Origin of the sequence: Maricaulis maris (genome assembly GCF_049116555.1) — a bacterium.
Taxonomy (GTDB): Bacteria; Pseudomonadota; Alphaproteobacteria; order Caulobacterales; family Maricaulaceae; genus Maricaulis; species Maricaulis maris_C.
The window spans coordinates 319,808-341,244 of sequence record NZ_JAGDYT010000008.1 but is presented as its reverse complement, the minus strand read 5'-3'; the positions used below and the strand labels follow the sequence as shown (position 1 = coordinate 341,244).

Annotated in this window: 24 protein-coding genes and 1 other RNA gene; 7 read left to right on the top strand and 18 right to left on the bottom strand. The window is 63.9% G+C overall.

Annotation, left to right across the window (positions count from 1 at the left end):
• The 3 genes from truA to JXQ94_RS12090 are packed head-to-tail and all read right to left on the bottom strand — an operon-like array spanning position 1 to position 2,295.
• Positions 1 to 744 (bottom strand): tRNA pseudouridine(38-40) synthase TruA, encoded by a 744-nt coding sequence (truA, locus tag JXQ94_RS12100; protein WP_421924050.1) that lies wholly within the window; start codon positions 742 to 744, stop codon positions 1 to 3.
• Positions 744 to 1,673 carry a methionyl-tRNA formyltransferase gene (fmt, locus tag JXQ94_RS12095; RefSeq protein ID WP_421924049.1) on the bottom strand — a complete coding sequence of 310 codons (930 nt, stop codon included), beginning with the start codon at positions 1,671 to 1,673 and terminating at the stop codon, positions 744 to 746. The genes truA and fmt overlap by 1 nt, the downstream gene beginning before the upstream one ends.
• A 49-nt stretch (positions 1,674 to 1,722) precedes the next feature.
• Positions 1,723 to 2,295 carry a hypothetical protein gene (locus tag JXQ94_RS12090; protein ID WP_421924048.1) on the bottom strand — a complete coding sequence of 191 codons (573 nt, stop codon included), beginning with the start codon at positions 2,293 to 2,295 and terminating at the stop codon, positions 1,723 to 1,725.
• Positions 2,296 to 2,445: 150 nt separating this feature from the next.
• Between JXQ94_RS12090 and JXQ94_RS12085 the strand changes: the two genes are divergently transcribed.
• Positions 2,446 to 3,297, top strand: a complete 852-nt coding sequence (locus JXQ94_RS12085; RefSeq protein ID WP_421924047.1) for a pirin family protein — start codon at positions 2,446 to 2,448, stop codon at positions 3,295 to 3,297.
• Positions 3,298 to 3,376: 79 nt separating this feature from the next.
• Positions 3,377 to 4,351 (top strand): glutathione S-transferase family protein, encoded by a 975-nt coding sequence (locus tag JXQ94_RS12080; protein WP_421924046.1) that lies wholly within the window; start codon positions 3,377 to 3,379, stop codon positions 4,349 to 4,351.
• A gap of 7 nt (positions 4,352 to 4,358) precedes the next feature.
• On the opposite strand, the gene def is transcribed toward JXQ94_RS12080, so the two are convergent.
• Both def and rmuC read right to left on the bottom strand, forming a co-directional pair.
• Complete coding sequence (gene def, locus JXQ94_RS12075; RefSeq protein WP_295695269.1) at positions 4,359 to 4,883, bottom strand: peptide deformylase; 525 nt, start codon at positions 4,881 to 4,883, stop codon at positions 4,359 to 4,361.
• 31 nt (positions 4,884 to 4,914) lie between these two features.
• Complete coding sequence (rmuC, locus tag JXQ94_RS12070) at positions 4,915 to 6,369, bottom strand: DNA recombination protein RmuC (protein ID WP_421924045.1); 1,455 nt, start codon at positions 6,367 to 6,369, stop codon at positions 4,915 to 4,917.
• 187 nt (positions 6,370 to 6,556) lie between these two features.
• On the opposite strand from rmuC, the gene JXQ94_RS12065 reads away from it, so the two are divergent.
• Positions 6,557 to 7,675, top strand: a complete 1,119-nt coding sequence (locus JXQ94_RS12065; protein ID WP_421924044.1) for a GNAT family N-acetyltransferase — start codon at positions 6,557 to 6,559, stop codon at positions 7,673 to 7,675.
• Positions 7,676 to 7,778: 103 nt separating this feature from the next.
• Positions 7,779 to 8,906 (top strand): PQQ-dependent sugar dehydrogenase, encoded by a 1,128-nt coding sequence (locus JXQ94_RS12060; RefSeq protein ID WP_421924043.1) that lies wholly within the window; start codon positions 7,779 to 7,781, stop codon positions 8,904 to 8,906.
• Between the two features lie 16 nt (positions 8,907 to 8,922).
• Here the strand turns inward: JXQ94_RS12060 and JXQ94_RS12055 are convergent, their stop codons facing one another.
• From JXQ94_RS12055 to JXQ94_RS12030, 6 genes are all read right to left on the bottom strand, one after another.
• A complete protein-coding gene (locus tag JXQ94_RS12055) occupies positions 8,923 to 9,651 on the bottom strand; it encodes a queuosine precursor transporter (RefSeq protein ID WP_421924042.1) in 729 nt (242 codons plus the stop codon).
• Between the two features lie 80 nt (positions 9,652 to 9,731).
• Positions 9,732 to 10,337 carry a recombination mediator RecR gene (gene recR, locus JXQ94_RS12050; RefSeq protein ID WP_421924041.1) on the bottom strand — a complete coding sequence of 202 codons (606 nt, stop codon included), beginning with the start codon at positions 10,335 to 10,337 and terminating at the stop codon, positions 9,732 to 9,734.
• Positions 10,338 to 10,351: 14 nt separating this feature from the next.
• Positions 10,352 to 10,675, bottom strand: a complete 324-nt coding sequence (locus JXQ94_RS12045; RefSeq protein ID WP_295695257.1) for a YbaB/EbfC family nucleoid-associated protein — start codon at positions 10,673 to 10,675, stop codon at positions 10,352 to 10,354.
• Positions 10,672 to 12,468 (bottom strand): DNA polymerase III subunit gamma/tau, encoded by a 1,797-nt coding sequence (locus tag JXQ94_RS12040; protein ID WP_421924040.1) that lies wholly within the window; start codon positions 12,466 to 12,468, stop codon positions 10,672 to 10,674. The genes JXQ94_RS12045 and JXQ94_RS12040 overlap by 4 nt, the downstream gene beginning before the upstream one ends.
• A 65-nt stretch (positions 12,469 to 12,533) precedes the next feature.
• Positions 12,534 to 12,631: signal recognition particle sRNA small type (ffs, locus tag JXQ94_RS12035), an RNA gene on the bottom strand.
• Positions 12,632 to 12,675: 44 nt separating this feature from the next.
• The gene (locus JXQ94_RS12030) at positions 12,676 to 12,915 is read right to left on the bottom strand and encodes a hypothetical protein (RefSeq protein ID WP_421924039.1); all 240 of its coding nucleotides are present in this window, start codon (positions 12,913 to 12,915) and stop codon (positions 12,676 to 12,678) included.
• 146 nt (positions 12,916 to 13,061) lie between these two features.
• Between JXQ94_RS12030 and nudC the strand changes: the two genes are divergently transcribed.
• Entirely contained in the window at positions 13,062 to 13,982 is a 921-nt protein-coding gene (gene nudC / locus JXQ94_RS12025) for an NAD(+) diphosphatase (RefSeq protein WP_421924038.1), read from the top strand.
• A gap of 146 nt (positions 13,983 to 14,128) precedes the next feature.
• Positions 14,129 to 14,794: a c-type cytochrome gene (locus tag JXQ94_RS12020; RefSeq protein ID WP_421924037.1), complete on the top strand. Its 666-nt coding sequence runs from the start codon at positions 14,129 to 14,131 to the stop codon at positions 14,792 to 14,794.
• A 79-nt stretch (positions 14,795 to 14,873) separates the two neighbouring features.
• Here JXQ94_RS12020 and JXQ94_RS12015 read toward each other — a convergent pair whose 3' ends face one another.
• The 3 genes from JXQ94_RS12015 to JXQ94_RS12005 all read right to left on the bottom strand — a co-directional run bounded on the left by JXQ94_RS12015 (position 14,874) and on the right by JXQ94_RS12005 (position 17,464).
• A complete protein-coding gene (locus tag JXQ94_RS12015; protein ID WP_421924036.1) occupies positions 14,874 to 15,725 on the bottom strand; it encodes a C40 family peptidase in 852 nt (283 codons plus the stop codon).
• Positions 15,665 to 16,033 carry a MarR family transcriptional regulator gene (locus JXQ94_RS12010; RefSeq protein WP_421924121.1) on the bottom strand — a complete coding sequence of 123 codons (369 nt, stop codon included), beginning with the start codon at positions 16,031 to 16,033 and terminating at the stop codon, positions 15,665 to 15,667. Before JXQ94_RS12010 ends, JXQ94_RS12015 begins: the two co-directional genes overlap by 61 nt.
• A 66-nt stretch (positions 16,034 to 16,099) precedes the next feature.
• Entirely contained in the window at positions 16,100 to 17,464 is a 1,365-nt protein-coding gene (locus JXQ94_RS12005; RefSeq protein ID WP_421924035.1) for a leucyl aminopeptidase family protein, read from the bottom strand.
• 102 nt (positions 17,465 to 17,566) lie between these two features.
• Here JXQ94_RS12005 and JXQ94_RS12000 point away from each other — a divergent pair, with 102 nt between their 5' ends.
• Positions 17,567 to 18,361 carry a tetratricopeptide repeat protein gene (locus JXQ94_RS12000; protein WP_421924034.1) on the top strand — a complete coding sequence of 265 codons (795 nt, stop codon included), beginning with the start codon at positions 17,567 to 17,569 and terminating at the stop codon, positions 18,359 to 18,361.
• Here JXQ94_RS12000 and JXQ94_RS11995 read toward each other — a convergent pair.
• The 4 genes from JXQ94_RS11995 to JXQ94_RS11980 form a co-directional block, all read right to left on the bottom strand.
• A complete protein-coding gene (locus JXQ94_RS11995) occupies positions 18,358 to 18,792 on the bottom strand; it encodes a hypothetical protein (protein ID WP_421924033.1) in 435 nt (144 codons plus the stop codon). The two genes, JXQ94_RS12000 and JXQ94_RS11995, sit on opposite strands and share 4 nt — an antisense overlap.
• An 81-nt stretch (positions 18,793 to 18,873) precedes the next feature.
• Entirely contained in the window at positions 18,874 to 19,374 is a 501-nt protein-coding gene (locus JXQ94_RS11990; protein ID WP_421924032.1) for a hypothetical protein, read from the bottom strand.
• A 62-nt stretch (positions 19,375 to 19,436) separates the two neighbouring features.
• Positions 19,437 to 20,432: a type II secretion system F family protein gene (locus JXQ94_RS11985; protein ID WP_421924031.1), complete on the bottom strand. Its 996-nt coding sequence runs from the start codon at positions 20,430 to 20,432 to the stop codon at positions 19,437 to 19,439.
• 7 nt (positions 20,433 to 20,439) lie between these two features.
• Positions 20,440 to 21,420 (bottom strand): type II secretion system F family protein, encoded by a 981-nt coding sequence (locus tag JXQ94_RS11980; protein WP_421924030.1) that lies wholly within the window; start codon positions 21,418 to 21,420, stop codon positions 20,440 to 20,442.
• Between the last annotated feature and the right edge of the window lie 17 nt (positions 21,421 to 21,437).

The window sequence follows — 21,437 nt, the reverse complement described above, 5'->3', positions numbered from 1 at the left end:
CTAGGCGGGGTAATCGACCGCGGTCAGATAGAGGCCATCGGCCGGGGCGACCGGGCCGCAGCGGCTGCGATCCGCCGCGTCGAGCGCATCCTTGAAATCCCGGGCGGACCATTTTCCGACCCCGACCTCGACCAGGGAGCCAACCATGGAGCGGACCTGGCGGTGCAGGAAAGAGCGCGCCGAACAGGTCAGCTGCACCTCTTCGCCATAACGCGAGACCGAGATCGCATCGAGCGTCTTTACCGGGCTCTCGGCCTGGCAATGGGCATCGCGGAAAGTCGTGAAATCATGCGACCCGACCAGCGCTTGGGCGGCATGGTGCATGGCCTCGGCATCAAGCTTTCGCGTCACCCGCCAGACCTGCCCCCGATCCAGCGTCAGCGGCGCCCGGCGATCGATCATGCGATAGAGATAATGCCGCTGGGTGGCCGAGAAGCGGGCATGGAAGTCGTCACCTGCCGGCTCAGCCTCGGTCACCGCGACCGGCTCCGGCTTGAGGTGATAATTGATGGCGTCACGCACCTTGTCCGCGGTCAGCTCCTTGGTGAGGTCGAGATGCGCCACCTGGGCCAGTGCATGCACGCCACTATCGGTGCGACCGGCGCCATAGACGAGGACCGGCGCCCCATCCAGCTTGGCTGCCGCTCGCTCGAGGCTTTCCTGGACGGAGGGCGCATTGTCCTGACGCTGCCAGCCCGAGAATGGGCGGCCGTCATACTCGATGGTGATCTTGTAGCGCGGCATCAGCCCAGTACCATCCCGGCCGGAATCTGATTGCCATTGAGGAAGGTCGCCGCATCCATCGCGCCCTTGCCTTCGCGCTGCAAGCGGGTGAGCGACAGGGCGCCTTCGCCGCAGGCCACCGTCAAGCCCTCAAGAACCGTCCCGGGCGCACCCGCGCCGTCGACCGCCTCGGCCATCAATACCTTGGTCCGGACCGGACCCTTTTCGGTCGGCAGTTCGAACCAGGCGCCGGGATAGGGCGAAAGGCCGCGAATATGGGCAGACAGGTCACCGGCCGCGCGGGCCCAGTCGATGCGGGCCTCGCTCGCGGATATCTTCTTCGCGTAGGTCGCCCCCTCGTCGGATTGCGGCACGGCTTCCAGCGATCCGCGTTCAAGCGCCGACAGGGCGCGCGGCCACATCAACGCGCCGGCATCGCGGAGCTTGTCGTGCAGGCTGGATGCGGTTTCAGTCGGGGCAATGCGAACAGTCTCCGACAACAGGATCGGACCGGTATCGAGACCGGCTTCCATCTGTTGCAGTTGGACACCCGTCAGTGTGTCGCCCGCCATGATCGCACGCTGGATCGGCGCGGCACCGCGCCAGCGCGGCAGCAAGGAGGCGTGCAGGTTGAGACAGCCCAGGCGCGGCGCATCAAGCGCCGCTTGCGGCAGGATCTGGCCGTAGGCAACAACCGCGGCCAGATCGAGGTCGAGGCTGGCGAAATCCTCGATCACCGCGGGGTCGCGAAAGCTCTCCGGCGTCGAGACCGGGATACCCAGTATTTCGGCGAGCTGGTGAACCGGCGTCTTCTGCTCGGATTGCCCCCGCCCCCGGCGACGCGGCGGCTGGGTATAGACCCGCGCGACCTCATGGCCGGCGGCAGCGATTTCAGCGAGAGAGCGCGCCGCGAAATCCGGCGTACCCATGAAGGCAAGGCGTAAGGTCATGCCGCGGGTTTGAGCGCGAACACGGCCCTGCCGTCAAGACGGTTTGCGGTTATTCCGCGCCCCAGGGCGGCGGCGGCGCATCAACCGGTGCGGTCAGGTCAAACTCGGCCTCGAAATGACGATCGGGGCGATCCAGCGCATAGGTGAAGCGGGTTTCGGCCAGTGTGATGGACCAGACATTCGCCATGGACGCGGCTATACCTTCGCGGTCGAACAGCATCCGGGAGAACTGGTCAGCCGGGAATTCGGCGCGCGTCTCGGTGGGCGCCGTGATGGTCATCCCGCCATACTGGGTCAGAACATCTTCGCTCCCGTCTTCATGGCGGTGATCATGTTTGAGCTGAAGGCCGGCCGCCTCGCGGGTGATGACCCAGGTCCGAGAACGGTCCTCGCCAACATGCAAGGGAATGCGAATTTCTGACGCCGAGCATTCCCGTACATGCATGGTCAAAACCTGTGATGCCCAATCGGCATCTCGGGGGTCATCGCTGACGACCCGGCCTTCAAATGCCTGACCGCACAGGGCCGAGAGCTGGTCAAACAGATCCGCCTCGGCCACCGGCCGTTCATTCGAACAGGCCGCGAGAGCCAGTGGCAGGGATATCAGGACAGCCAAGCGCATGATTCACTCCTCAAACTACCGACAGCCTGCCTGATCGCTTCCACAATGGAAACAATCTCTTTCGCCGGTTTCCATGGCACTCGCAGAGAAAACCCCTACATTGTCAGGTGAAACAACACCCAAGCGGGCACAGGACAGGAACGCAGCTTCATGACCGCGACCGATACCCTCACCAGGACGCGCCGGATCACCAAGGTCTCGCGCGGCCTTCCGACCTCGGACGGGGCCGGCGTCAAGCTCACCCGCATGCTGGGGCATCGCGGCCTGATGGAGCTCGACCCCTTCCTCATGCTGGACCAGATCCGCTCGGACGACAGCGCCGATTACATGGCCGGCTTTCCGAACCACCCGCACCGCGGGTTCGAGACCGTGACCATCATGCTCGAAGGCAAGATGCGCCATGGCGACAATAAGGGCCATGCCGGCGTCATCGAAGGCGGCGGTATCCAGTGGATGACAGCCGGTCGCGGCATCGTGCACTCGGAAATCCCTGAACAGGCCAATGGTCGTCTCTGGGGTTTCCAGCTCTGGGTCAATCTGCCGGGCGCCCTGAAGATGACCGACCCCGGCTATCAGGAGTTCGACAAGAGCGAGGTGCCCGTCGAGACACGGCCGGGTGCGAGCCTCCGCGTGCTCGCCGGATCGAGCTCGACCGGTGTGACCGGTCCGGCGAAATCCGTCGCCATCCAGCCCACATTGATCGACATCGTGCTCGAACCGGGCGCCACGCTGGAAGAGGATATCGATCCCGATCACACCGCCTTCATCGCGGTCTACAAGGGTTCCGTCTCATCCGGCGAAGGCCGTGTTGATGATCCCGATCTCGGCGTTCTGGAAGATGGTGACCGGATCGAGCTGAAGGCCGGGCCCGAAGGCGCCAGCCTCCTGCTTGTGGCCGGCAAGCCGATCAATGAACCCGTCGCCCGCTACGGCCCCTTCGTCATGAATACCGAGGCCGAGCTGCACCAGGCGGTGCGTGACTTCCAGGCCGGCAAATTCTGACGTCCCTCCCCCGACCTTGCCCGGCGGGACTGCCGGGCGGGGCCATACCCTTCCCCACAGCAATCTGATCGGAGAGACCATGGGTCTGCTCGTCGACGGCCATTGGCATGACACCTGGTATGACACCGACACGTCCGGCGGGCGTTTCGAACGCTCGGAAGCCCAGTTGCGCAATTGGGTGACGCCGGACGGAACCGCCGGCCCGACCGGCGGCGAGGGGTTCAAGGCCGAGCCGGACCGCTATCACCTCTATGTCTCCTATGCCTGCCCCTGGGCGCACCGCACGCTGATCTACCGCGCCCTGAAAGGGCTGGACGCAATGATCCCGGTCTCGGTCGTGCACTGGAACATGGCCGAACAGGGCTGGACTTTCGCGCGCGATGAGGACGGAATCGTCGGCGATCAGCTGCAGGGCAAGGACCTGATGTATCAGGTCTATCTGGCAGCCGAGCCGGACTACTCAGGCCGCGTCACCGTCCCCGTCCTGTGGGACAGGAAGACCGGGCGCATCGTCTCCAATGAAAGCGCCGAGATCATCCGCATGTTCAATTCAGCCTTCGACACGGTCGGCGCGAAAGCGGGCGATTACTATCCGGACGACAAGCGGGCCGACATTGATGCCCTCAATGACCGTATCTACGAGACGGTCAATAATGGCGTCTACCGGTCCGGCTTTGCGACCAGCCAGGCGGCTTATGAAGAGGCGGTTTTCCCGCTCTTCGAAACGCTTGACCATCTCGAACATTTATTGGGCCAGACCCGTTATCTGACCGGCAACACGCCGACCGAGGCGGACTGGCGTCTCCTGCCGACGCTGCTGCGCTTTGACCTGGTCTATTTCGGGCACTTCAAATGCAATCTGCGGCGCCTCGTCGACTACCCCAATCTGTGGGCCTATACGCGCGATCTCTACCAGCTGCCCGGCATCGCTGAGACGTGCAATTTCGAGCATGCCCAGAAGCATTATTATGCCAGCCACGGCACCATCAACCCGACCAGGATCGTGCCGGCCGGACCGTTGATCAATTTTGCGGAGCCTCACGGGCGGGGCTAGGGCGGGGTCAGGCCGCGTCGCGGTCCTTGGACTTCTCGATCTTCTTCACCTTCTGGACCGCACGCTGGCGCTTCAGGCGGGAGAGATAGTCGATGAACAAGACGCCCTCGAGATGGTCCATCTCGTGCTGGATGCAAACCGCGAACATGTCCTCGGCAATCTCCTCGCATTCATTCCCGTCATAATCGAGAAACTGGATGCGGATCCGGTCCGGGCGCTCGACCTCGTCAAACACGGTCGGCACGGACAGGCAGCCCTCTTCATAGGGCTTGAGCGAGTCGGACGGGTCGGAGAGGACCGGATTGACGAAATAGCGCGGTTGCGGCTCCTCGTCGGGGCCGGCGAGATCCATCACGATGACACGCTTGGGCACGCCGACCTGGATGGCGGCCAGGCCAATGCCGTCTGCGGCATACATGGTCTGCAGCATGTCATCCATCAGCTGACGGAGATCATCATCAACCTTCTCAACAGGTTGCGACACCTCTTTGAGGACGGGATCGGGAACGGTGCGGATTTCAAGAACAGCCATGAACCCTAGATAGTCGTGCACGCTTAAAGGATCAAGAATCGACCGCTTCCGGAGCTGTCAGAGCAGGCTTGGGCGTCCCGTCCGTCTCTGCCTCTTCCGCGCCGGCCGCATCGAGATACTCGGCCGGCAGGGATTTGCGGGCATTGGCGCCGAGCGATTTGAGCATTTCGGTCTGGCGCACGAGATTGCCACGTCCCTCGACCAGCTTGCCCTTGGCCGCGGCCCAGGCATCCTTCGCGCCATCGATCCGCTTGCCGACGGTTTCCAGGTCGCCGACAAAACCCTCGAACTTGTCATAAAGCGCTCCGGCACGGTCAGCGATGTCGATGGCATGACGATTCTGGCGGTCGATCGTCCACAGATTGCCAACCGTCCGCATCGCCATCATCAGCGTGGTCGGTGTGGCGATCATGACATTGCGATCCCAGGCATAGCTCGACAATTCGGGATCATTCTGCAGGGCCAGCGACGCCGCGCCCTCCAGCGGAATGAACATGAGGGTGAAATTCACGCCCTCATAGAGCTTGGCATAATCCTTCTCGCCCAGCGCCTTGATATGCGCCCGCACCGAGGCGAGGTGCTGTTTCAAAGCCGCATTGCGGGCCTCGTCATCCTCGGCATTCACGCACCGTTCGAAGGCGGTGAGCGAGACCTTGGAGTCGATAACGAGGCGATGGCTGCCCGGCATTTCAACGATCACGTCAGGACGCAGGAGCGCACCCTCGTCATTGCGCTCGGTCGACTGGGTCACATAGTGCTCATTCTCGCGCAGGCCGGCGCGCTCAAGAATGCTCGCCAGAACCATCTCGCCCCAATCGCCCTGGACCTTGGACGAGGAGCGCAGCGCGTTGGCCAGCTTCTGCGCATCATCCGACATCCGCGCCGCATCCTTGCGCACGGTTTCCATCAATTGCTTGATCTCGCCGGCATGGCCATGACGCTCCTTGGCATCGGTCTCGACCTTGGTGCGAAATTCCGACAATTGCTCACGCAGGGGTTTGAGCAGGGTCTGCAGGTTCTCGGTGCTCTGCTTGTTCAATTCGGCCCCGGACGCCTTGAGTATGTCATTCGCCGTCAGCTTGAATTGCTCGCTGAGACGCTCGCGTGCCTTCTCGAGCTCAGCCAGTTTCTCACCGTGATGGCGCTGGGTGGCGTCATGCTCGGTCTTCAGGGATTCATGACGGGCATTGAGGCTGTTGCGCTCCTCGGTCACCGTTTCCAGCTTGGTGCGCAGACCGTCTCGCTCCGCGGTCACGCCTTCCAGGCGCGCCAAAGCTTCGCGTGCCGAGGCCAGCGCCGCCGCGCCCTCTTCCTGACGCGTGCGCCAGTCATCGCGCTCCGCGCGCAGCCGTTCCAGTTCCGGATCCGGGCCCGCTTCGGACGCCGCGCCGCGCGGACGCAGCCAGACCACGAGCATCACGCCAAGGAGGACGGCCATTCCGGCCAGAACAAGCCAGGTTTCCGGGGAGATATCGGTGAGGGTCACGGTGTCTGTCGCCTTCCTGATTGCAGGACATTCTGGATGAGTCGGGTCGCAGCGGCCAGCTGGCAGACCGCCTTCGCCGACAGTGTGTCACGCGCCGCAGACAAAACCGGTCACCCCAATCAAGGGCCAGGCCCCAAAACGGCCCGCACCTTGCTTGGAAAGCAGGGAACGTGTCGGGAGGGACATCGTGCAGATCCAAATCGTTTCAATCGAGGACATTTCCGCGAAGCAGATCGTGCAATGGAATCGCTGGGCGTGCCCGAATGGCAAGCTCATCAGCCCCTATTTCCGATTTGAATTCGCTGAAACCGTGGCCCGGACCCGACCCGATGTGCGCGTCGCCGTGATCGAGGAGCATGGCGAAACGATCGGATTCTTCCCGCATCACACCGCCCATGGCGGCATTGTCCGTCCGATCGGCGCACCGATGAGCGATTATCAGGGCGTGATTGCCGCCGAGCCTGGCCGCATTGCCCGCAAGGCGCTGGTTCGTGCTGCGGGCGGGTCCGCTCTGGTCTTCGACAATTGGCACCAGCCGACAGAGAGCGCTGATCCGTCACCGGCGGCCACTACCTGCAGCCATATCGCTGATCTGGGCACGGACGGCGCGGCCTTCCTCGCGGACCGCAAGGCGCTCCACAAGGATCATTTCAAGAAAGCGGCCCGACGGGCCCGTGCCGCGGAGCGCGATTTCGGACCGATGCGTGTCACTCTCGGTGATCCGGACGGAACCGCCTTCAACGCGCTCGCCGAGTGGAAGCAGAACCAGTATCGCGATACCGGCAAGCTCAACGTCTTCGGGATTGACTGGGTCCAGCGTGTGCTGCGCGACCTGCGTCGCCGTGAAGGGCAGGAATTTTCCGGCCTGACCGCCGCGCTCTGGTTCGGTGACCGGCTGGCCGCGGTCGAGTTCGGTCTCGTGGGCGCCGACATCTACCATTCCTGGTTCCCGGCCTATGATCCGGAATTATCGCGCTATTCACCGGGCCTGCTTTTGCTGCACGGGCTGATGGAACAGGCGCATGAACGGGGCCTGCGCCGGATCGATCTGGGCAGTGGTGGCGATCACTACAAGAAATACTACGCCAACGACACCGCGTCGCTCGCGCCCGGTCGCGTTCTGGCGCCGGGCCTGGCGGCCCTGGGCATCCGGACCTGGGAGATGACCGAACAGGTGGCGGAACGGGCCCCGGGGAAACTCGGCGAATTGCCGGGTCGCTTGCGTCGACGCTGGGCTCAGGTCAGCGCCTTCCAGCCGCAGCTGGCCCCACGCCTCGCGAGCTTCGCGGGATCCATCGCGTTTTAACGACGTTTCCTGAATTTGCAGGTTTTGATGCCGTCGCCCCTGCCGTCGGCGCGCAAGTGCGCTAATCTCGTGTTCCGTCCCGATGCAGAGAGGGAGTAACACGATGCGCGTCTTCACAGCGTTGGCCGCCATGATTGCCCTGACCGCGTCGGGTGAGGCACAAAACGCCATATTCGAGACACGGCAGGCCGACTTCACCGTCGTGACGGTCGCTGACGGGCTGGAATACCCCTGGTCGATCGCCGTCATGCCGGACGGCAATATGCTGGTCTCCGAACGGCCCGGCCGGCTGCGCCTGATCGAGGACGGCGCGCTGCGCGAAGCCGAGATCGCCGGCCTGCCGGACATATTGGCCAATCGTCAGGGCGGTCTGCTTGGCCTTGCTGTGCATCCGGAGTTCGAGACCAATCGGCTGCTTTATTTCGCCTACAGCGCCGGACGCAGTGATCGCAATCACACGGCCCTCGCCCGCGGTCGGCTGAACGCCGATGCGACCGCTCTCGAGGCGGTGGAGACCCTGTTTCGCGTGAATGTCGACAAGGATCGCGGCATGCATTTTGGCGGCCGCGTCATCTTCCTGGCCGACGGAACCCTGATGCTGACCCTCGGCGAAGGCGGGCTCTACCGCCAGGAGGCCCAGAATCTCGGCAATCATCTCGGGACGATCATTCGCCTCAATGATGATGGCAGCGTACCGTTCGACAATGCCTTCGTGTCTCTGAGCGGCGCCTTGCCGGAAATCCATTCCTATGGTCACCGCAATGTCCAGGGTATTGCCCTCAATCCGCAGACCGGTTCGGTCTGGGCGCACGAACATGGCGCGCGTGGCGGCGACGAGATCAATCTGATCACTCCCGGGCGCAATTATGGCTGGCCGCTGGTCACCTATGGCATGAATTATGACGGCACGCCGATCTCGGACGCCACCCATGGCGAGGGTCTGGAACAACCGATCTGGTATTGGGACCCGTCCATCGCCCCGTCAGGCCTCGCCTTCTATGACGGCGACGCCTTCGAGAACTGGCAGGGAGACGCCTTCGTCGGAGGCCTCGTCAGCCGGCGCCTGGTCCGACTGGAAATCGACGGTGACCGCATCATCGCGACGGAAAGCCTGCTGGAAGATTTCGGCGCTCGTATTCGGGATGTGGCCAACGGCGCAGACGGCTATCTCTACCTGCTGACCGATGATCGCGATGGCGCCCTGTTGCGCCTCACGCCCGTCATTCCCTGACCAATCCCGGTCCGGATTAGCCGCGAAGATCCGTCAGTTTCCGACCTTCCGCGATATTGCGCAGAAGATAGACGATCGGCGTGTCAAAGGCGGCCACTGACAGCTTCACGATAACCTGACCGAGAATCAGGCTGCCAATTACCGACCAGGTCTGGACGCCGGCAAAGGCGACCGAGATGAAGATGGCGCTGTTGACCGTCTGCGACACCATGGTCGAGATATTATTGCGCAGCCAAAGCCGGTTCTTGCCGGCATCTCGTTGACGCAAATGATGGAAGATCAGGACATCCGCCAGCGCGCTGACGCCAAAGGCCACCATGCCGGCAAAATTCGTGCGATTGCCGGACGAGAAGACCTCGACGAAGGCCGCCTGTTGGGTCTCTGTCCAGTTCCCGCCGACCGTGATGAAAGGGATCACATCCTCGGCATGCATCGCATAGAGCAACAGGATGAGAATCAGGAAGCGCATCAGCAGGCCCGAGAAGACAACGCAGAGCGCGTAGCCACGTCCCCAGACTTCCGAGATGACATCCGTTGCCAGGTAGGTCAGCCCGAAGGCGATGGTCCCGGCCGGTACCAGCACTGTCAGCGGTCCGAAATGGAAAGCCTGGATCTTGACGGCCGTGATGGCCGCGAGAACCAGGGAGACCATGAACAGGCCGACGCAGAAGAACAGAATGAAGGCGCGACGTGTCACCCGGTCCGGCGGCATGTCAAAATTCGAATGATGCGGTGCTGTTTCCACGCCCCTCTCCCCCGAAAGCCTGGAAGAGAGTAGATCGAATTTGTCCCTTGGACAGGATAAATCGACAATAGTTTGTGGATTCAGACGCTTGAGCGGCTGCGAAAGGCGGCGGCCAGAGTCCCGTCATCAAGATAGTCGAGCTCGCCGCCGACCGGGACGCCACGCGCCAGTGAGGTGATGGAGACAGAACAATCCGCCATCCGGTCGGCGAGATAATGCGCCGTCGTCTGGCCATCGACCGTGGCATTGAGGGCGAGGACGATCTCGCTGACCTCCTCGCGCGCCGCCCGTTCGACCAGCTTGGCGATATTGAGGTCTTCCGGACGCACACCATCCAGCGCCGACAACACGCCGCCAAGGACATGATAGCGTCCCTTGAATGCGCCGGCCCGTTCCAGCGCCCAGAGGTCACCCACCGTCTCGACGACACAGATGGCGCTCTCGAGCCGGTTGGGAGCGGCACAGACCGTGCACGGGTCTGCCACATCGAGATTGCCGCACTCAGCGCAGGCGCGGATCTTGTCCGCGGCATCGGCCAGCGCATCAGCCAGTGGACGCATCAACGCGTCTTTCTTGCCGAGCAGATGCAGGGCCGCCCGCCGTGCCGAGCGCGGGCCAAGGCCCGGCAACTTGGCCAGCAGGGTGATCAGTCTCTCGATTTCGGGGCCGGCGGAGGCGGATTTCATCAGCGGGCCGGGCGCTAGAAGGGCATCTGCATGCCGGGCGGCAATTGCAGGCCACCGGCCGCATCCTTCAGGACTTCCTGCTGTGCGGCCTCGCCCTTGCGACGGGCGTCGGCATGGGCGGCCTTGAGCAGATCCTCGAGGATTTCTGGCTCTTCCGGATCCATGATGCTCTTGTCGAGATCAACCGAGATCATGTCACCCTTGGCGGTCAGCACGACCTTGACCAGACCGGCGCCGGCCTCTCCGACAACCTGCGTCTCGTCGAGCCGGGCCTGGGCCTCGGTCATCTTCTCCTGCATGGCCTGCGCCTGCTTCATCAGGCCCATCAGGTCCTTCATGCGCGTTTCTCCGTTGTTTCCGTGTTGTCTGTGTCATCGCGCGGCTCCGGGTCGCGCACGGCGACGATCTCGGCGCCGGGGAAGAGCCGCAGGGCTTCGGTGACGGCCGGGTCACGGCGCGCCGCCTCGAGGCGTTCCGCTTTCAGCCGCTGCTTGCGCTCATGCCAGGTCTCTCCGCCCTTCAGGCCCGCATCCGCCAGGATCATCCAGCGTTCACCGGTCCATTCCAGAAGGCGCCGCGACAGACGCTGGGCGAGATCGCGCGGCGCGTCCTCCAGGGGCTGAAAGCTGAATGAACCGGGCTTGAAGGCGGCCGGGCGAACATGGCGCTCCATGTCCGACTGCAGGGCAATATCGCGCTTCTCGCGCAACATCGCCATGAGGGCTTCCCAGGTCTGGGGACCGGAAATGGCCGGCGCATCCTGCTCGACAGAGCTGGCGGCTTCCGGCGCGTTGAGGGCGCGATGGTGTGCAACCGGTTCGGCAGCCGGCGGCGCGGCCGGCGCGGCGGCCGGCTCAGGCTTTCCCGGCGCCTCCGTCGCACCGGATGCGCGCGGCAGGCCGGCGAGCAATCGGGCCGCATCCTCTGGCGGGGGCAATGCCGCGGCCGCAGCCAGGCGCAGAACCGTCATTTCGGCCGCCGCCAGAGCATCGGGCGCAGCGCGGACATCATCGAGCCCGGTCAGGAGTATTTTCCACATCCGGGTCAGCTGACCCAGGGACAGGCTTTCGGCGAGGGCGACAATCCGGGCCACCGTGTCGGCAGCCTCGCCCAGATCAGCCCCGGGACCGGCCGCCTTCACCCGGGCTGTGGCATGGACATAGTCCAGCAGGTCACGCGTGATCACGACGGGGTCGCCGCCGGCGTCATGCAGGGATTCCAGCTCGGCGAGGGCATCAGCCGTCTTGCCGGTCAGGGTCTGTTCGAGCAGGTCGAGCACGCGGGCCCTGTCAGCCAGGCCCAGCATGTCGCGAATTTGCGGCGCGCTGACCGGTCCGTCAGCCTCGCTGCCCTGGACGATGGCCTGGTCCAGCAGGGAGAGCGCATCCCGCACCGAGCCCTCGGCGGCACGGGCAATCAGGGACAGGCCATCGCGCTCGACCGAGGCTTTTTCGAGCCCGCAAATGCGCTCGAGATGGTCGGTCAGGACGTCGCGATCGATCCGCTTGAGGTCAAAACGCTGGCAACGCGACAGCACCGTCACCGGGACTTTTCGGATCTCCGTCGTCGCGAAGATGAATTTGGCATGCTCCGGCGGTTCCTCGAGCGTCTTCAACAAGGCGTTGAAGGCCGAGGTCGAGAGCATGTGGACCTCATCGATGATATAGACCTTGTAGCGCGCCGAGACGGGGGCATAGCGCACGCCTTCCAGGATTTCGCGGATATCGCCGACCCCGGTCCGCGACGCGGCATCCATCTCCATGACATCGACATGGGCGGAGCGGGCGATGGCATCACAATGACGGCCGGTTTCGCCCAGCGTCATCGACGGCGCATCAATCGCGTCGGTCTGGAAGTTCAGTGCTCGGGCAATCAACCGCGCGGTGGTGGTCTTGCCGACGCCGCGCACGCCGGTGAGCATGTAGGCGTGTGCGATCCGGCCGGCGGCAAAGGCATTGGTCAGGGTCCGCACCATGGCGTCCTGGCCGATCAGGTCTTCAAAGGTGTGCGGGCGGTATTTGCGCGCCAGGACCTGGTAGCCCGGTGTCGGGCCGTCCGTGGGCAGATCGAGCCCGGGCATCAGGACGTCGCCCGCTCCGTCGGCATCAGTCGGGAGCGGCGTATCATCCATGACAGCTCATCGGGTCGGGTGTTCCAGGGCCGCCGTCCGTCGCCGGAGCCTGCGGGGCGGAGTAAAGTGGAAGACCGGACAGCGACCCGAGCAAAACTCGTTACGGCTGCTTCCTTCCGGATCTGACCGGGTTGGCGAGGCGCTCGTCCACCGCCGATCTTCCGCCCCCTATATCGCGTGCCTGAGGCTGGCGTGCAAGGCGTGGCGTCATTGAGTCTGCAGGAATTCGCCCTCACCCCGATGTGAAGCCTCGGCGAGGAAGCGGGCATGGTCGTCGAGGGCCTCGATCAGGGCCAGATTTCCGCCCGCCGCGACCAGGACATCGCGCCAGTATCCGATCACCCGGGCCTGGGTTTCGAGCCAGTCACTGACTGCGATCCGGGCGTGGGCCGCCGCTTCGGGTGCCGCGGCCGCGTCGCGGGCATTGCCATGAAAATTACAAGCCATATCGATACCTCCTGCCCCCATATAATTGCGACTCATTCTCAAAAGCAAGTGACGGACGTCACCCTGCCTGGACGCAGACCATGTTGAAGGCCTGGTCAAACGTATCTATGCCTGCACCCAGACCACACCGCGCACGGATACTGCCCATGAATGATCGTTCCATCCTCGCCGGCCGTGACCCGCTGGTGTTTGCCGGATCTCCGCTTGATCGTGGAGACTTGCTGAGACGCGATGAGGCGGTGCTGTCGGATTTGCTGAACGGTGATGAGGGCTGGTGGCTGGTCACGCTGGACGGTGACCCGGCCCTGCAAGGGGGCACGGCGCTATACTGGTTTCGCCGCACCGAGATCGCGCCACAGGCCGACATGTCCACGGCGCTCTTCCTGGGTCATTACAAGGGCAGTCCCTGTTTCGCCGTCACCCTGGTCAGTGCCGACCAATTGCCTCTGGATGCCGAGATTTTTCCCGCGCGCCAGGCCGCGATGGCCCTGAGCCAGGATGAGGCGGCGATCTACGCCCAGGCCAAGGCCTTGCACGCCTGGCACGGTCGCCATGGCTTTTGCGCGACCTGCGGCGCAGCAACCCGTGTAAAGTCGGGCGGTGCGCGCCGGGTCTGTGACAGCTGCGAAAGCGAACACTATCCGCGCGTCGACCCGGTCGTGATCATGCTGGCCGTGGACGGAGACCGCTGCCTGCTCGGTCGCCAGGAAGCCTGGCCGGAAGGCATGTGGTCGGCCCTGGCCGGCTTTGTGGAACCGGCCGAGACACTGGAAGAAGCCTGCGCCCGTGAACTCGAGGAAGAAGCCGGCGTCAAGGCCGACATTGCCGGCATCCGCTATGTGATGGGGCAACCCTGGCCCTTCCCCTCCTCGTTGATGATCGGCCTCGTCGCGCCCATCCTGGATGCCACGATCACCATCGATCCGCACGAGCTGGAACAGGCACGCTGGTTCAGTCGGGACGAGGTGCGCGACATGCTGGCCGGGCGCCATCCCGACGCGGCCATGCCACCCTCTATCGCCATTGCCCGCCGGCTGGCCGAACTCTGGGCCGACGAGGCGATCTAGCCGGCGGATCGCAGACCGCCAAACCATCCGGGTTTCGCCCGTGCGTCGTGTTACCGCAGCATATGAGCGCGTTGCGGTGTTGCCTGATGGCGCGGTGCGTGCCAAACACGGTTCGATTTTCAACCTGATTGAATTTGGGGGCGTCCATGGGCGAACTCTTCTGGAACAAGGTTGCCGGCGTCGTGCTGGCAACAGTATTGGCCGTCCTGGCGATCATGGAACTGGGGCATCTCCTGGTGCCTTCGCACGCTGCGCATGAGCTGACGGCCGAGAATACCGCTTACCCGGTTGACTGGGCTGCGATCGGCGCCGGTGCGTCCACCGAAGTGATCGTCGAAGGCCCGACCGATTACGGTCTGGTTCTGGCTGCCGCTGATATCGGTGCCGGTGAACGCGCAGCCCGTCGCTGCGCCGCTTGCCACACTTTTGATCAAGGTGGCGCCAATGGCGTGGGTCCGAACCTCTGGGGCGTAGTCGGAACTGACATCGCCTCGCGTGACGGCTTCAGCTACTCCGCAGCGCTGCAATCCCTGGATGGTGCCTGGACCTATGAAGCGCTCGACGCCTTCATCGAGAACCCGTCCAGCTATGCGTCCGGCACGGCGATGTCCTACCGCGGCCTCGGCAATGACGACACCCGCCTCGAGCTGATCGCCTATATGCGCTCCTTGGCGGACAATCCGATGCCGCTTCCGGCTCCCTTGCCGGTCGACCTCCCGGCCGAAGCCGTGGAAGACGCCATGGGCAGCATGGACGAAGCCGCTGACGACATGGCTGAACAAGCCCAGCAGGAAACCGAAGGCGGCGAATAGCCCTTTCACCATCACGACATGATCAAGCCCCGGACAGCGTCCGGGGCTTTTTCTTGTCAGCGGGTGTCATGCGTGCCGATCAGGGTTGCCGATAGATGGCCCGAACAGGATTCTCTGCCGCCCGTATGCGCGCCTCGGCTTCGGCGAAAGGTTCCAGCGTCACATCCATCGTCGAGGCATTGGCGTGCAGGAAATGCTCGCTGTCAGTCATGATCCCGACATGGCCGGGCCAGAAGACGATATCCCCGCGCGCGCGCTCCGGATCGTCGGTCACATCACGCCAGACAGCCTTGAGCGCCGCCTCCTGCTGATCGGCGTCACGCGCAATCGCCTGACCGGATGCCTGCAGCGACATCTGGACCAGGCCGGAGCAATCCAGCCCCAGACTCTCCTTGCCACCCCACAGATAGGGCGCCCCGAGAAAGGCCTCGGCGACGGCGACGAAATCACCGGCCATCGCCTCCAGCGGAGCCGCATGCGCCTCGATCACCCAACCCAGGCCGACGGCCTCGACAAAGCGCCCCTCGCGGCGCCCGGCCGTGAAACCGGCATTCAGGCTGAGCAGGTGACTGGGTACCGACTTGATGCTGGGTTCCGAGAAGGCATAGGTGCGCAGGACGGTGATCTTGCGATCGATGGGGCGCAAATCCGGCGACAGGCAGGCCGCTTCGACCCAGCCGACATAGCCATCAGCCCGCGACTGCCCCCAGGCCCAGCCCTCTCGCTGTTCGAGCACGGCAAAGACATCACCGGCCAGCAATTGGTCATCCATGGCGGCAGACGGATTGGGAGCCTTGCGGATCGGCACCGCGGCACAGATCGCCTGGTGATCGATCGGCTCGACAAAGCGCTCCGCCTCGACCTGGCCCCTCAGTTCAGCCGATGCGAGGTCTGGGCGGGCGGCTGTGAGGCGGGGATCCAGCTGGGACATGTACGCGTTTCCTCGGCACGGTGAGCGACGGCTTCGCCGTAATCGTACAGGAAAACCGCCCCCTTTACAGTGCGATGCACCGAAACATCACGCTTGTCGGCGCGGTCCCGCTTGCGCCTGACAAAACCCTGGCGTTCGAGCACGTCCAGCGCCCGAGTGACCGCCGGCTTGGGCAGGTCGAGCTGGCGCGCAAGATCGCGAATGGCATGCGGACCCGGCTTCATGAAAATGGCCAGAAGCAGCGCAAACTGGCGCGCAGTCAGATCGGCCGCGGCGCCTCGCACCGCGTCCGCTGACACGCGCCTCATCATCTCAAGCGATGTCATCGCCTGTGACGGCATACCGGTCTCCAAGACTCACTCTGATCGGCTTGATCAGCCCGTATTCTGGAATCGCTCCTTGAGCATTTGGTAAACGGCGCGGGCGGCATGCATGTCACCGCCCTTGGGACGCCCCGGGCGCGCTTTCGGATTCCATGCGAAAATGTCGAAATGCACCCAGCTGGCCTCACCGACAAAACGGCGCAGGAAGAGCGCAGCCGTGATCGATCCGGCCATCGGTGTGGCCGCACTGTTCACGAGATCGGAGATTTCACCGTCCATCTCGCCCTCATAGCCATCCCATAGCGGCATGCGCCAAAGCGGGTCGGCTACCTTGCCGGCACTGCGGGACAGGCTCTCGGCGACCGCGTCGTCATCGGTATAGAAAGGGGCCACTTCCGGTCCCAGCGCGACGCGGGCTGCGCCGGTCAGCGTGGCAAAATCGAGCAGGAGATCGACCTCCTCCTCGGTCGCACGGGTCAGGGCGTCACCCAGAACCAGACGCCCCTCGGCATCGGTATTGTCGATCTCGACTGTGAGCCCCTTGCGGCTGTCGAGGATGTCACCCGGACGGAAAGCCCCGGCCCCGACCGCATTCTCGACAGCGGGCACAAGCAGGTGGAGACGCACTGGCAAATTGCCGGCCATCACCATGCGGGCCAGGCCCATCGCGTTGGCCGCGCCGCCCATATCCTTCTTCATCAGACGCATGAATTGCGCCGCTTTCAGGTCGAGACCACCCGTGTCGAAACACACACCCTTGCCGACAAGGGCAAGACGCGGATGGCGCGCATCACCCCATTCCAGCTCGAGCAGGCGCGGCGCCTCGCCCGCAGCCCGGCCAACCGCATGGATCATGGGATAATTCTGCACGAGCAGGTCATCGCCACGGGTCACACGCACGGTCGCTCCGAACGTCTCGGCGAGATCACGGAACGCCGCTTCCAGACCGTCCGGCCCCATGCGATCGGCTGGCGTATTGACGAGATCGCGGGTCAGATGAACCGCTGCGGCAATTGATTTCGCCTCGTCGAGATCAGCCCCGTCGGGCGCGACCAGTCGGGCCGGCTCGCGGGCGGCCGGCTTGTAGGTTGTGAAACTGTAGCTGCCCAGTGCCCAGGCCGTGGTCGCCAGTGTGGGGTCGATATCGGCGGGCAGGCCTTCCAGCTGCCACTCGCCCTGCGGCAGGGTCAGCGCCGCACCGCCCAGCACGAAGGCATCACCGCCCTTGCCGATCCCGTACAGCGCCTGGGCGTCACCGCCATCGGGCAACAGCACGATCTGGCCGGGCTTGCCCTTGAATCCGGCTGCCAGCGAACGCTGATCCGCGGGCAGCGCCGCGACCGCGGAGGCCGCATCAGCCTCGCCGACAAGGCGCAGGATCCGGGCATTGGAGGCGGAGGCGATCAGGGCGGTCATGACATATCCTTTTGCAAGTCCGGTTCAGTCGGATGGATTAACCCATTCTTGACCGGCGCAGCCCAGATTCAAGACATGCTCAACAGTGGTCCGGCTTTTACCATGCGCAAACACGTCCTTCTCGCCCCGCTTGGCGCCTTGTTTCTGGCAGCCTGTGCGACGACGGCACCGACCGAACAGGAACAGGCCGTCATCGACACGATGAACGCCAACACGATCGTACCGGCCTCGGCCAGTGAACGGCAGGCCGTGCGCAGCCAGGACCTGCTCACCCAGGCCGCCTTCTGGGCCGAAGCCCATGACCTCAATCCGTCTGATCTGGAAGCCGCGCTGGAATTGTCCCGCGCCCTCCGCCAGCTCGGCAATTACCAGCGGGCAAGCGAAGTCGCCCGCCAGACGCTGGCGCTCTATCCTGACAATGCCGATGTCCTTCTGGCCCATGGCAGTGCGCTCGCCGCCGGTGGGCGCGGCGCGGCCGGAATCGAATCGCTGCGCCGGGCCGCCCAGATTGATGGCGGTCGCTGGCAGACCCACAATGCGCTGGGCATTGCCCTGGAACAGGCCGGGCAGAGCGACGCCGCCCGCAATGCCTTCCGGGACGCGTTGAATCTCGCCCCTGGCGAACCGTCCATCCTGTCGAATATGGCCATGTCCTATGTCACTGCCGGCGAGGCCGACACGGCGGAGCGCATGCTGCGCGAGGCCATGGTTCGCCCGGGAGCGGACGCGACGGTGCGCCAGAATCTGGCGCTCGTGATCGCCCTCCAGGGCCGTTTTGCCGAAGCCGAGGAACTGGCCCGTGTCGACGTGTCACCGCAAATGGCCGAGGCCAATATGGCCTATATCCGCGCCATGCTGACCACCAATCGCCGCTATGACGCGGTGCGCGAGAACTAGCGCCGGGCCACCCGCCCCTTCAGCAAGCCCATCGAGGTGATCATGATGACCGCCGACAAGGCGATCAGATTGATCGTGATCCCGAAATAGCCATTCAGCCCCATGCCGATGAACGGATTGCCGACAAGCAACAGCCAGTCGACCATGGATGCGAGGAAGAAGGCGCCATACATCGCCGCCGACCAGCGTGAGCGCAGCAGAAGCAAGGCGAAGGCCGTCAGGGCGCAGAGCGTGGCCAGCACGAAGACGACTTCCTGCAAGACCGACATGCTGGCGACATAGCCATAGGCATCAAATTCGAACCAGTCGGACGGCCAGGTACCGGTCCGGACCAGCAGTTCGAGCAGACCCCAGCGGCCATAGGTGACCGCCCCATATCCGCACAACAGGACCGTGCCCCAATAGAGCGCGAATTCGCGCGTGATTCTCATGGAGTGATCCCATTCTACCGCAAAGTCGCCTCGCCCCTCGGGAAACCATACTGAAAGCGCAGCGCGGCGGAATAGAAATATTCAGTCGGCATCACTCGGCACGGGCGGTGGGGGTGGCGGGGGCGGCGGTGCCGGCTCGGCCTCATCAAGCGCCTTGAGCGGGAAGTCCTTGCGCAAGAGCGGCGTTACCAGCGTGTGATCGAAGCGGAAATCCTCGACCAGCTCACGCAACTCGACCGGCGCGCGGCCATCCTTCGACGCTTCACTGCCCCGGTAGAGGGCATAGAGGCGGAGATAATTCTTGTCGTCGCGGGACAGGTCGGTGTCATCGAGACGCGAACAGACAGCGATCAGCTTCTGCAGGCCGGGCTTCATCTTGCCGGCCCTGAGCTCGATCATTGCGCCGGCAAGTCCGACCTTCCAGCCCATGTCGACGAAATGGGTCCGCGGTGCAGACGAAAGCGCCTGACGCGCAGCCGCGACATCATCGATGGCGAGCGCGCTCATCGCTTCGCCCACGGCGGCATCCGCATTGCGGATCTCGTCACGGAGCTGGTCGGCTGTCTTGCGCCCGGAAAACATGGGCTGTGTCCACCTGTTCAACATGCATGTTGCTATTCAAGTAGCGCGCCAGAACGGATTCGTCACATGCTATTGAAGCGGATGATGGCCGGACCGAGGATGACCACGAACAAGACCGGCAGGAAGAAGATGATCATCGGCACGGTCAGCTTGGCCGGCAGGGAGGCCGCCTTCTTCTCGGCGGCTGCCAGGCGCATGTCCCGGTTTTCCTTCGCCATGACGCGCAGGGCCTGCCCCAGCGGCGTCCCGTAGCGCTCGGCCTGGATCAAAGAGGTACAGACCGCCTTCACCCCGGGGTGATTGGTGCGCTTGGCGAGATTCTCATACGCCATCCGGCGATCCTGCAAATAGGACAGTTCAGCCGTGGTCAGAGACAATTCCTCGGCGAGCTCGATCGATTGCGACCCGACTTCACTGGAAACCTTGTGGAAGGCCGCCTCGATCGACATGCCACTCTCGACACAGATCAGCAGCAGGTCGAGCGCGTCGGGAAATGCGCCCATGATCGATTGCTGGCGCTTGGCGGCGAGATTGGAGAGATAGAGGTTGGGCGCATAGTAGCCCAGTAGCCCCAGCCCGAATGAAAAGCAGATCCGCGTGATTTGCGGCAGGCCGAAATCATTGATCAGGAAGACATAGGCCAGCGCCAGCCCGAACAGGATGAAGGGTGAGAGCAGGCGGAAGAAATAGAAGGTTACGGCCGGACGGCTGCCGCGCATGCCAGCCTGCGCCAGCTTTTCCTGCAGGGCCGGATCTTCGAAGGCTTTTTGCAGATTGAGCGCGTCCACGACCTGGCGCACCAGGCCCTTGGCCTCCGCGCCGCGGATCGACCCCTTGCCCCCGCGGGCCTCGGCTTCCATCGCTTCGCGGCTCTTGCGGCGCAGCTCCTCGCGGCGGTTGTTGACCGACTTGATCCGCTTGTCGAGCTTGTCGGTGCTCAGGGCCGGCGCCGACAGGGTGACAATGGTCGCAAAGACCAGCACCGCGGCCACCAGGGCGATCAAGCTCTGCGGGTCGGTCAGGAAGTCGCGTATCTCTGTGAAGCCGATTCCGAACATGCCCGCCTCAGATCTTGAAGTTGATCATGCCGCGCATGACCATGATGCCGATGAACATCCAGGTCACACCGCCGAGCAGCATCAGCTGACCGGTCGGGTGAACGAACATCTGGCCCATATAGGAGGGGGTGGTGGCATAGACGATGCCGAGGACGCCCGGCGGCAGCGAGCCGATAATCGCGGCCGACGACTTGGCTTCCGAGGACAGCGCCCCGATCTTCTCGCGCATCATCTTGCGCGAGCGCAGCACGATGGACAGATTGCCCAGCGTCTCGGCGAGATTACCGCCGGTCTTCTGCTGGATGATCAGCACGGTGCGGAAAAAGTTGAGCTCGGGCAGCGGCATGCGTTCGCACATCCGGTCGAGACCGTCCGGCAGGGAGACACCGACAGCGATACCCTCGACCAGTTTCTCGAATTCGGTCCGCACCGGCTCCGGGCTTTCCTTGGCGAGGATCTTGAGACACTCATTCAGCGGCAGGCCGGACTTCACACCGCGCGTGATGACGTCGAGCGCATTGGCAAACTCGCCCGAGAATTTCTTCTGCCGACGGCCACGCGCCAGGCCCAGCCACCAGCGTGGCATGCCGAGGCCGGCGATGACGGTGATGCCCCCGGTGACGATCAGATTCTGACCGGTAATCAGGGCGATCAACAGCCCGGCCACAGCGAGACCGGCAGAAATCATCCAGAAGACGGCTGGCGTGAACGACATGCCGGCCTGCTGGATGCGGGCCTTGATGGACAGGGATTTCTTTCGCCGGTCGCGCTGCCTCTGCTCCAGGTCCTTGAGCGATTCCTGGACCTGACGCTTGCGCTGGGCAGCCTGGTCGAGTGCCGATGTCTGGCGTCGCCCGCGCTGCAGGCCTCCATGCACTGCGCGGTTCATCCGCTTTTTCGATTGCACATCACCCGCCGCGCCAGCAACGACCCAGCCGACACCGCCGACCGCCATGAAGGCGGCCGCCGCAGCGAGCACAAAAATCATGTCCTCATTCATCGCAA

Excerpts from the sequence above, each read along its gene's own strand:
- recR (WP_421924041.1), bottom strand. The coding sequence starts at position 10,337 with ATGAAATCCGCCTCCGCCGGCCCCGAAATCGAGAGACTGATCACCCTG.
- JXQ94_RS12080 (WP_421924046.1), top strand. The coding sequence starts at position 3,377 with ATGGGTCTGCTCGTCGACGGCCATTGGCATGACACCTGGTATGACACC.
- fmt (WP_421924049.1), bottom strand. The coding sequence starts at position 1,673 with ATGACCTTACGCCTTGCCTTCATGGGTACGCCGGATTTCGCGGCGCGC.
- JXQ94_RS11980 (WP_421924030.1), bottom strand. The coding sequence starts at position 21,420 with ATGATTTTTGTGCTCGCTGCGGCGGCCGCCTTCATGGCGGTCGGCGGT.
- JXQ94_RS12005 (WP_421924035.1), bottom strand. The coding sequence starts at position 17,464 with ATGACCGCCCTGATCGCCTCCGCCTCCAATGCCCGGATCCTGCGCCTT.
- JXQ94_RS12090 (WP_421924048.1), bottom strand. The coding sequence starts at position 2,295 with ATGCGCTTGGCTGTCCTGATATCCCTGCCACTGGCTCTCGCGGCCTGT.
- JXQ94_RS11990 (WP_421924032.1), bottom strand. The coding sequence starts at position 19,374 with ATGTTTTCCGGGCGCAAGACAGCCGACCAGCTCCGTGACGAGATCCGC.
- JXQ94_RS11985 (WP_421924031.1), bottom strand. The coding sequence starts at position 20,432 with ATGTTCGGAATCGGCTTCACAGAGATACGCGACTTCCTGACCGACCCG.
- truA (WP_421924050.1), bottom strand. The coding sequence starts at position 744 with ATGCCGCGCTACAAGATCACCATCGAGTATGACGGCCGCCCATTCTCG.
- JXQ94_RS12000 (WP_421924034.1), top strand. The coding sequence starts at position 17,567 with ATGCGCAAACACGTCCTTCTCGCCCCGCTTGGCGCCTTGTTTCTGGCA.
- JXQ94_RS12030 (WP_421924039.1), bottom strand. The coding sequence starts at position 12,915 with ATGGCTTGTAATTTTCATGGCAATGCCCGCGACGCGGCCGCGGCACCC.
- JXQ94_RS12020 (WP_421924037.1), top strand. The coding sequence starts at position 14,129 with ATGGGCGAACTCTTCTGGAACAAGGTTGCCGGCGTCGTGCTGGCAACA.
- JXQ94_RS12045 (WP_295695257.1), bottom strand. The coding sequence starts at position 10,675 with ATGAAGGACCTGATGGGCCTGATGAAGCAGGCGCAGGCCATGCAGGAG.
- JXQ94_RS12010 (WP_421924121.1), bottom strand. The coding sequence starts at position 16,033 with ATGAGGCGCGTGTCAGCGGACGCGGTGCGAGGCGCCGCGGCCGATCTG.
- def (WP_295695269.1), bottom strand. The coding sequence starts at position 4,883 with ATGGCTGTTCTTGAAATCCGCACCGTTCCCGATCCCGTCCTCAAAGAG.
- nudC (WP_421924038.1), top strand. The coding sequence starts at position 13,062 with ATGAATGATCGTTCCATCCTCGCCGGCCGTGACCCGCTGGTGTTTGCC.
- JXQ94_RS12015 (WP_421924036.1), bottom strand. The coding sequence starts at position 15,725 with ATGTCCCAGCTGGATCCCCGCCTCACAGCCGCCCGCCCAGACCTCGCA.
- JXQ94_RS11995 (WP_421924033.1), bottom strand. The coding sequence starts at position 18,792 with ATGAGAATCACGCGCGAATTCGCGCTCTATTGGGGCACGGTCCTGTTG.
- JXQ94_RS12040 (WP_421924040.1), bottom strand. The coding sequence starts at position 12,468 with ATGGATGATACGCCGCTCCCGACTGATGCCGACGGAGCGGGCGACGTC.
- JXQ94_RS12060 (WP_421924043.1), top strand. The coding sequence starts at position 7,779 with ATGCGCGTCTTCACAGCGTTGGCCGCCATGATTGCCCTGACCGCGTCG.
- JXQ94_RS12085 (WP_421924047.1), top strand. The coding sequence starts at position 2,446 with ATGACCGCGACCGATACCCTCACCAGGACGCGCCGGATCACCAAGGTC.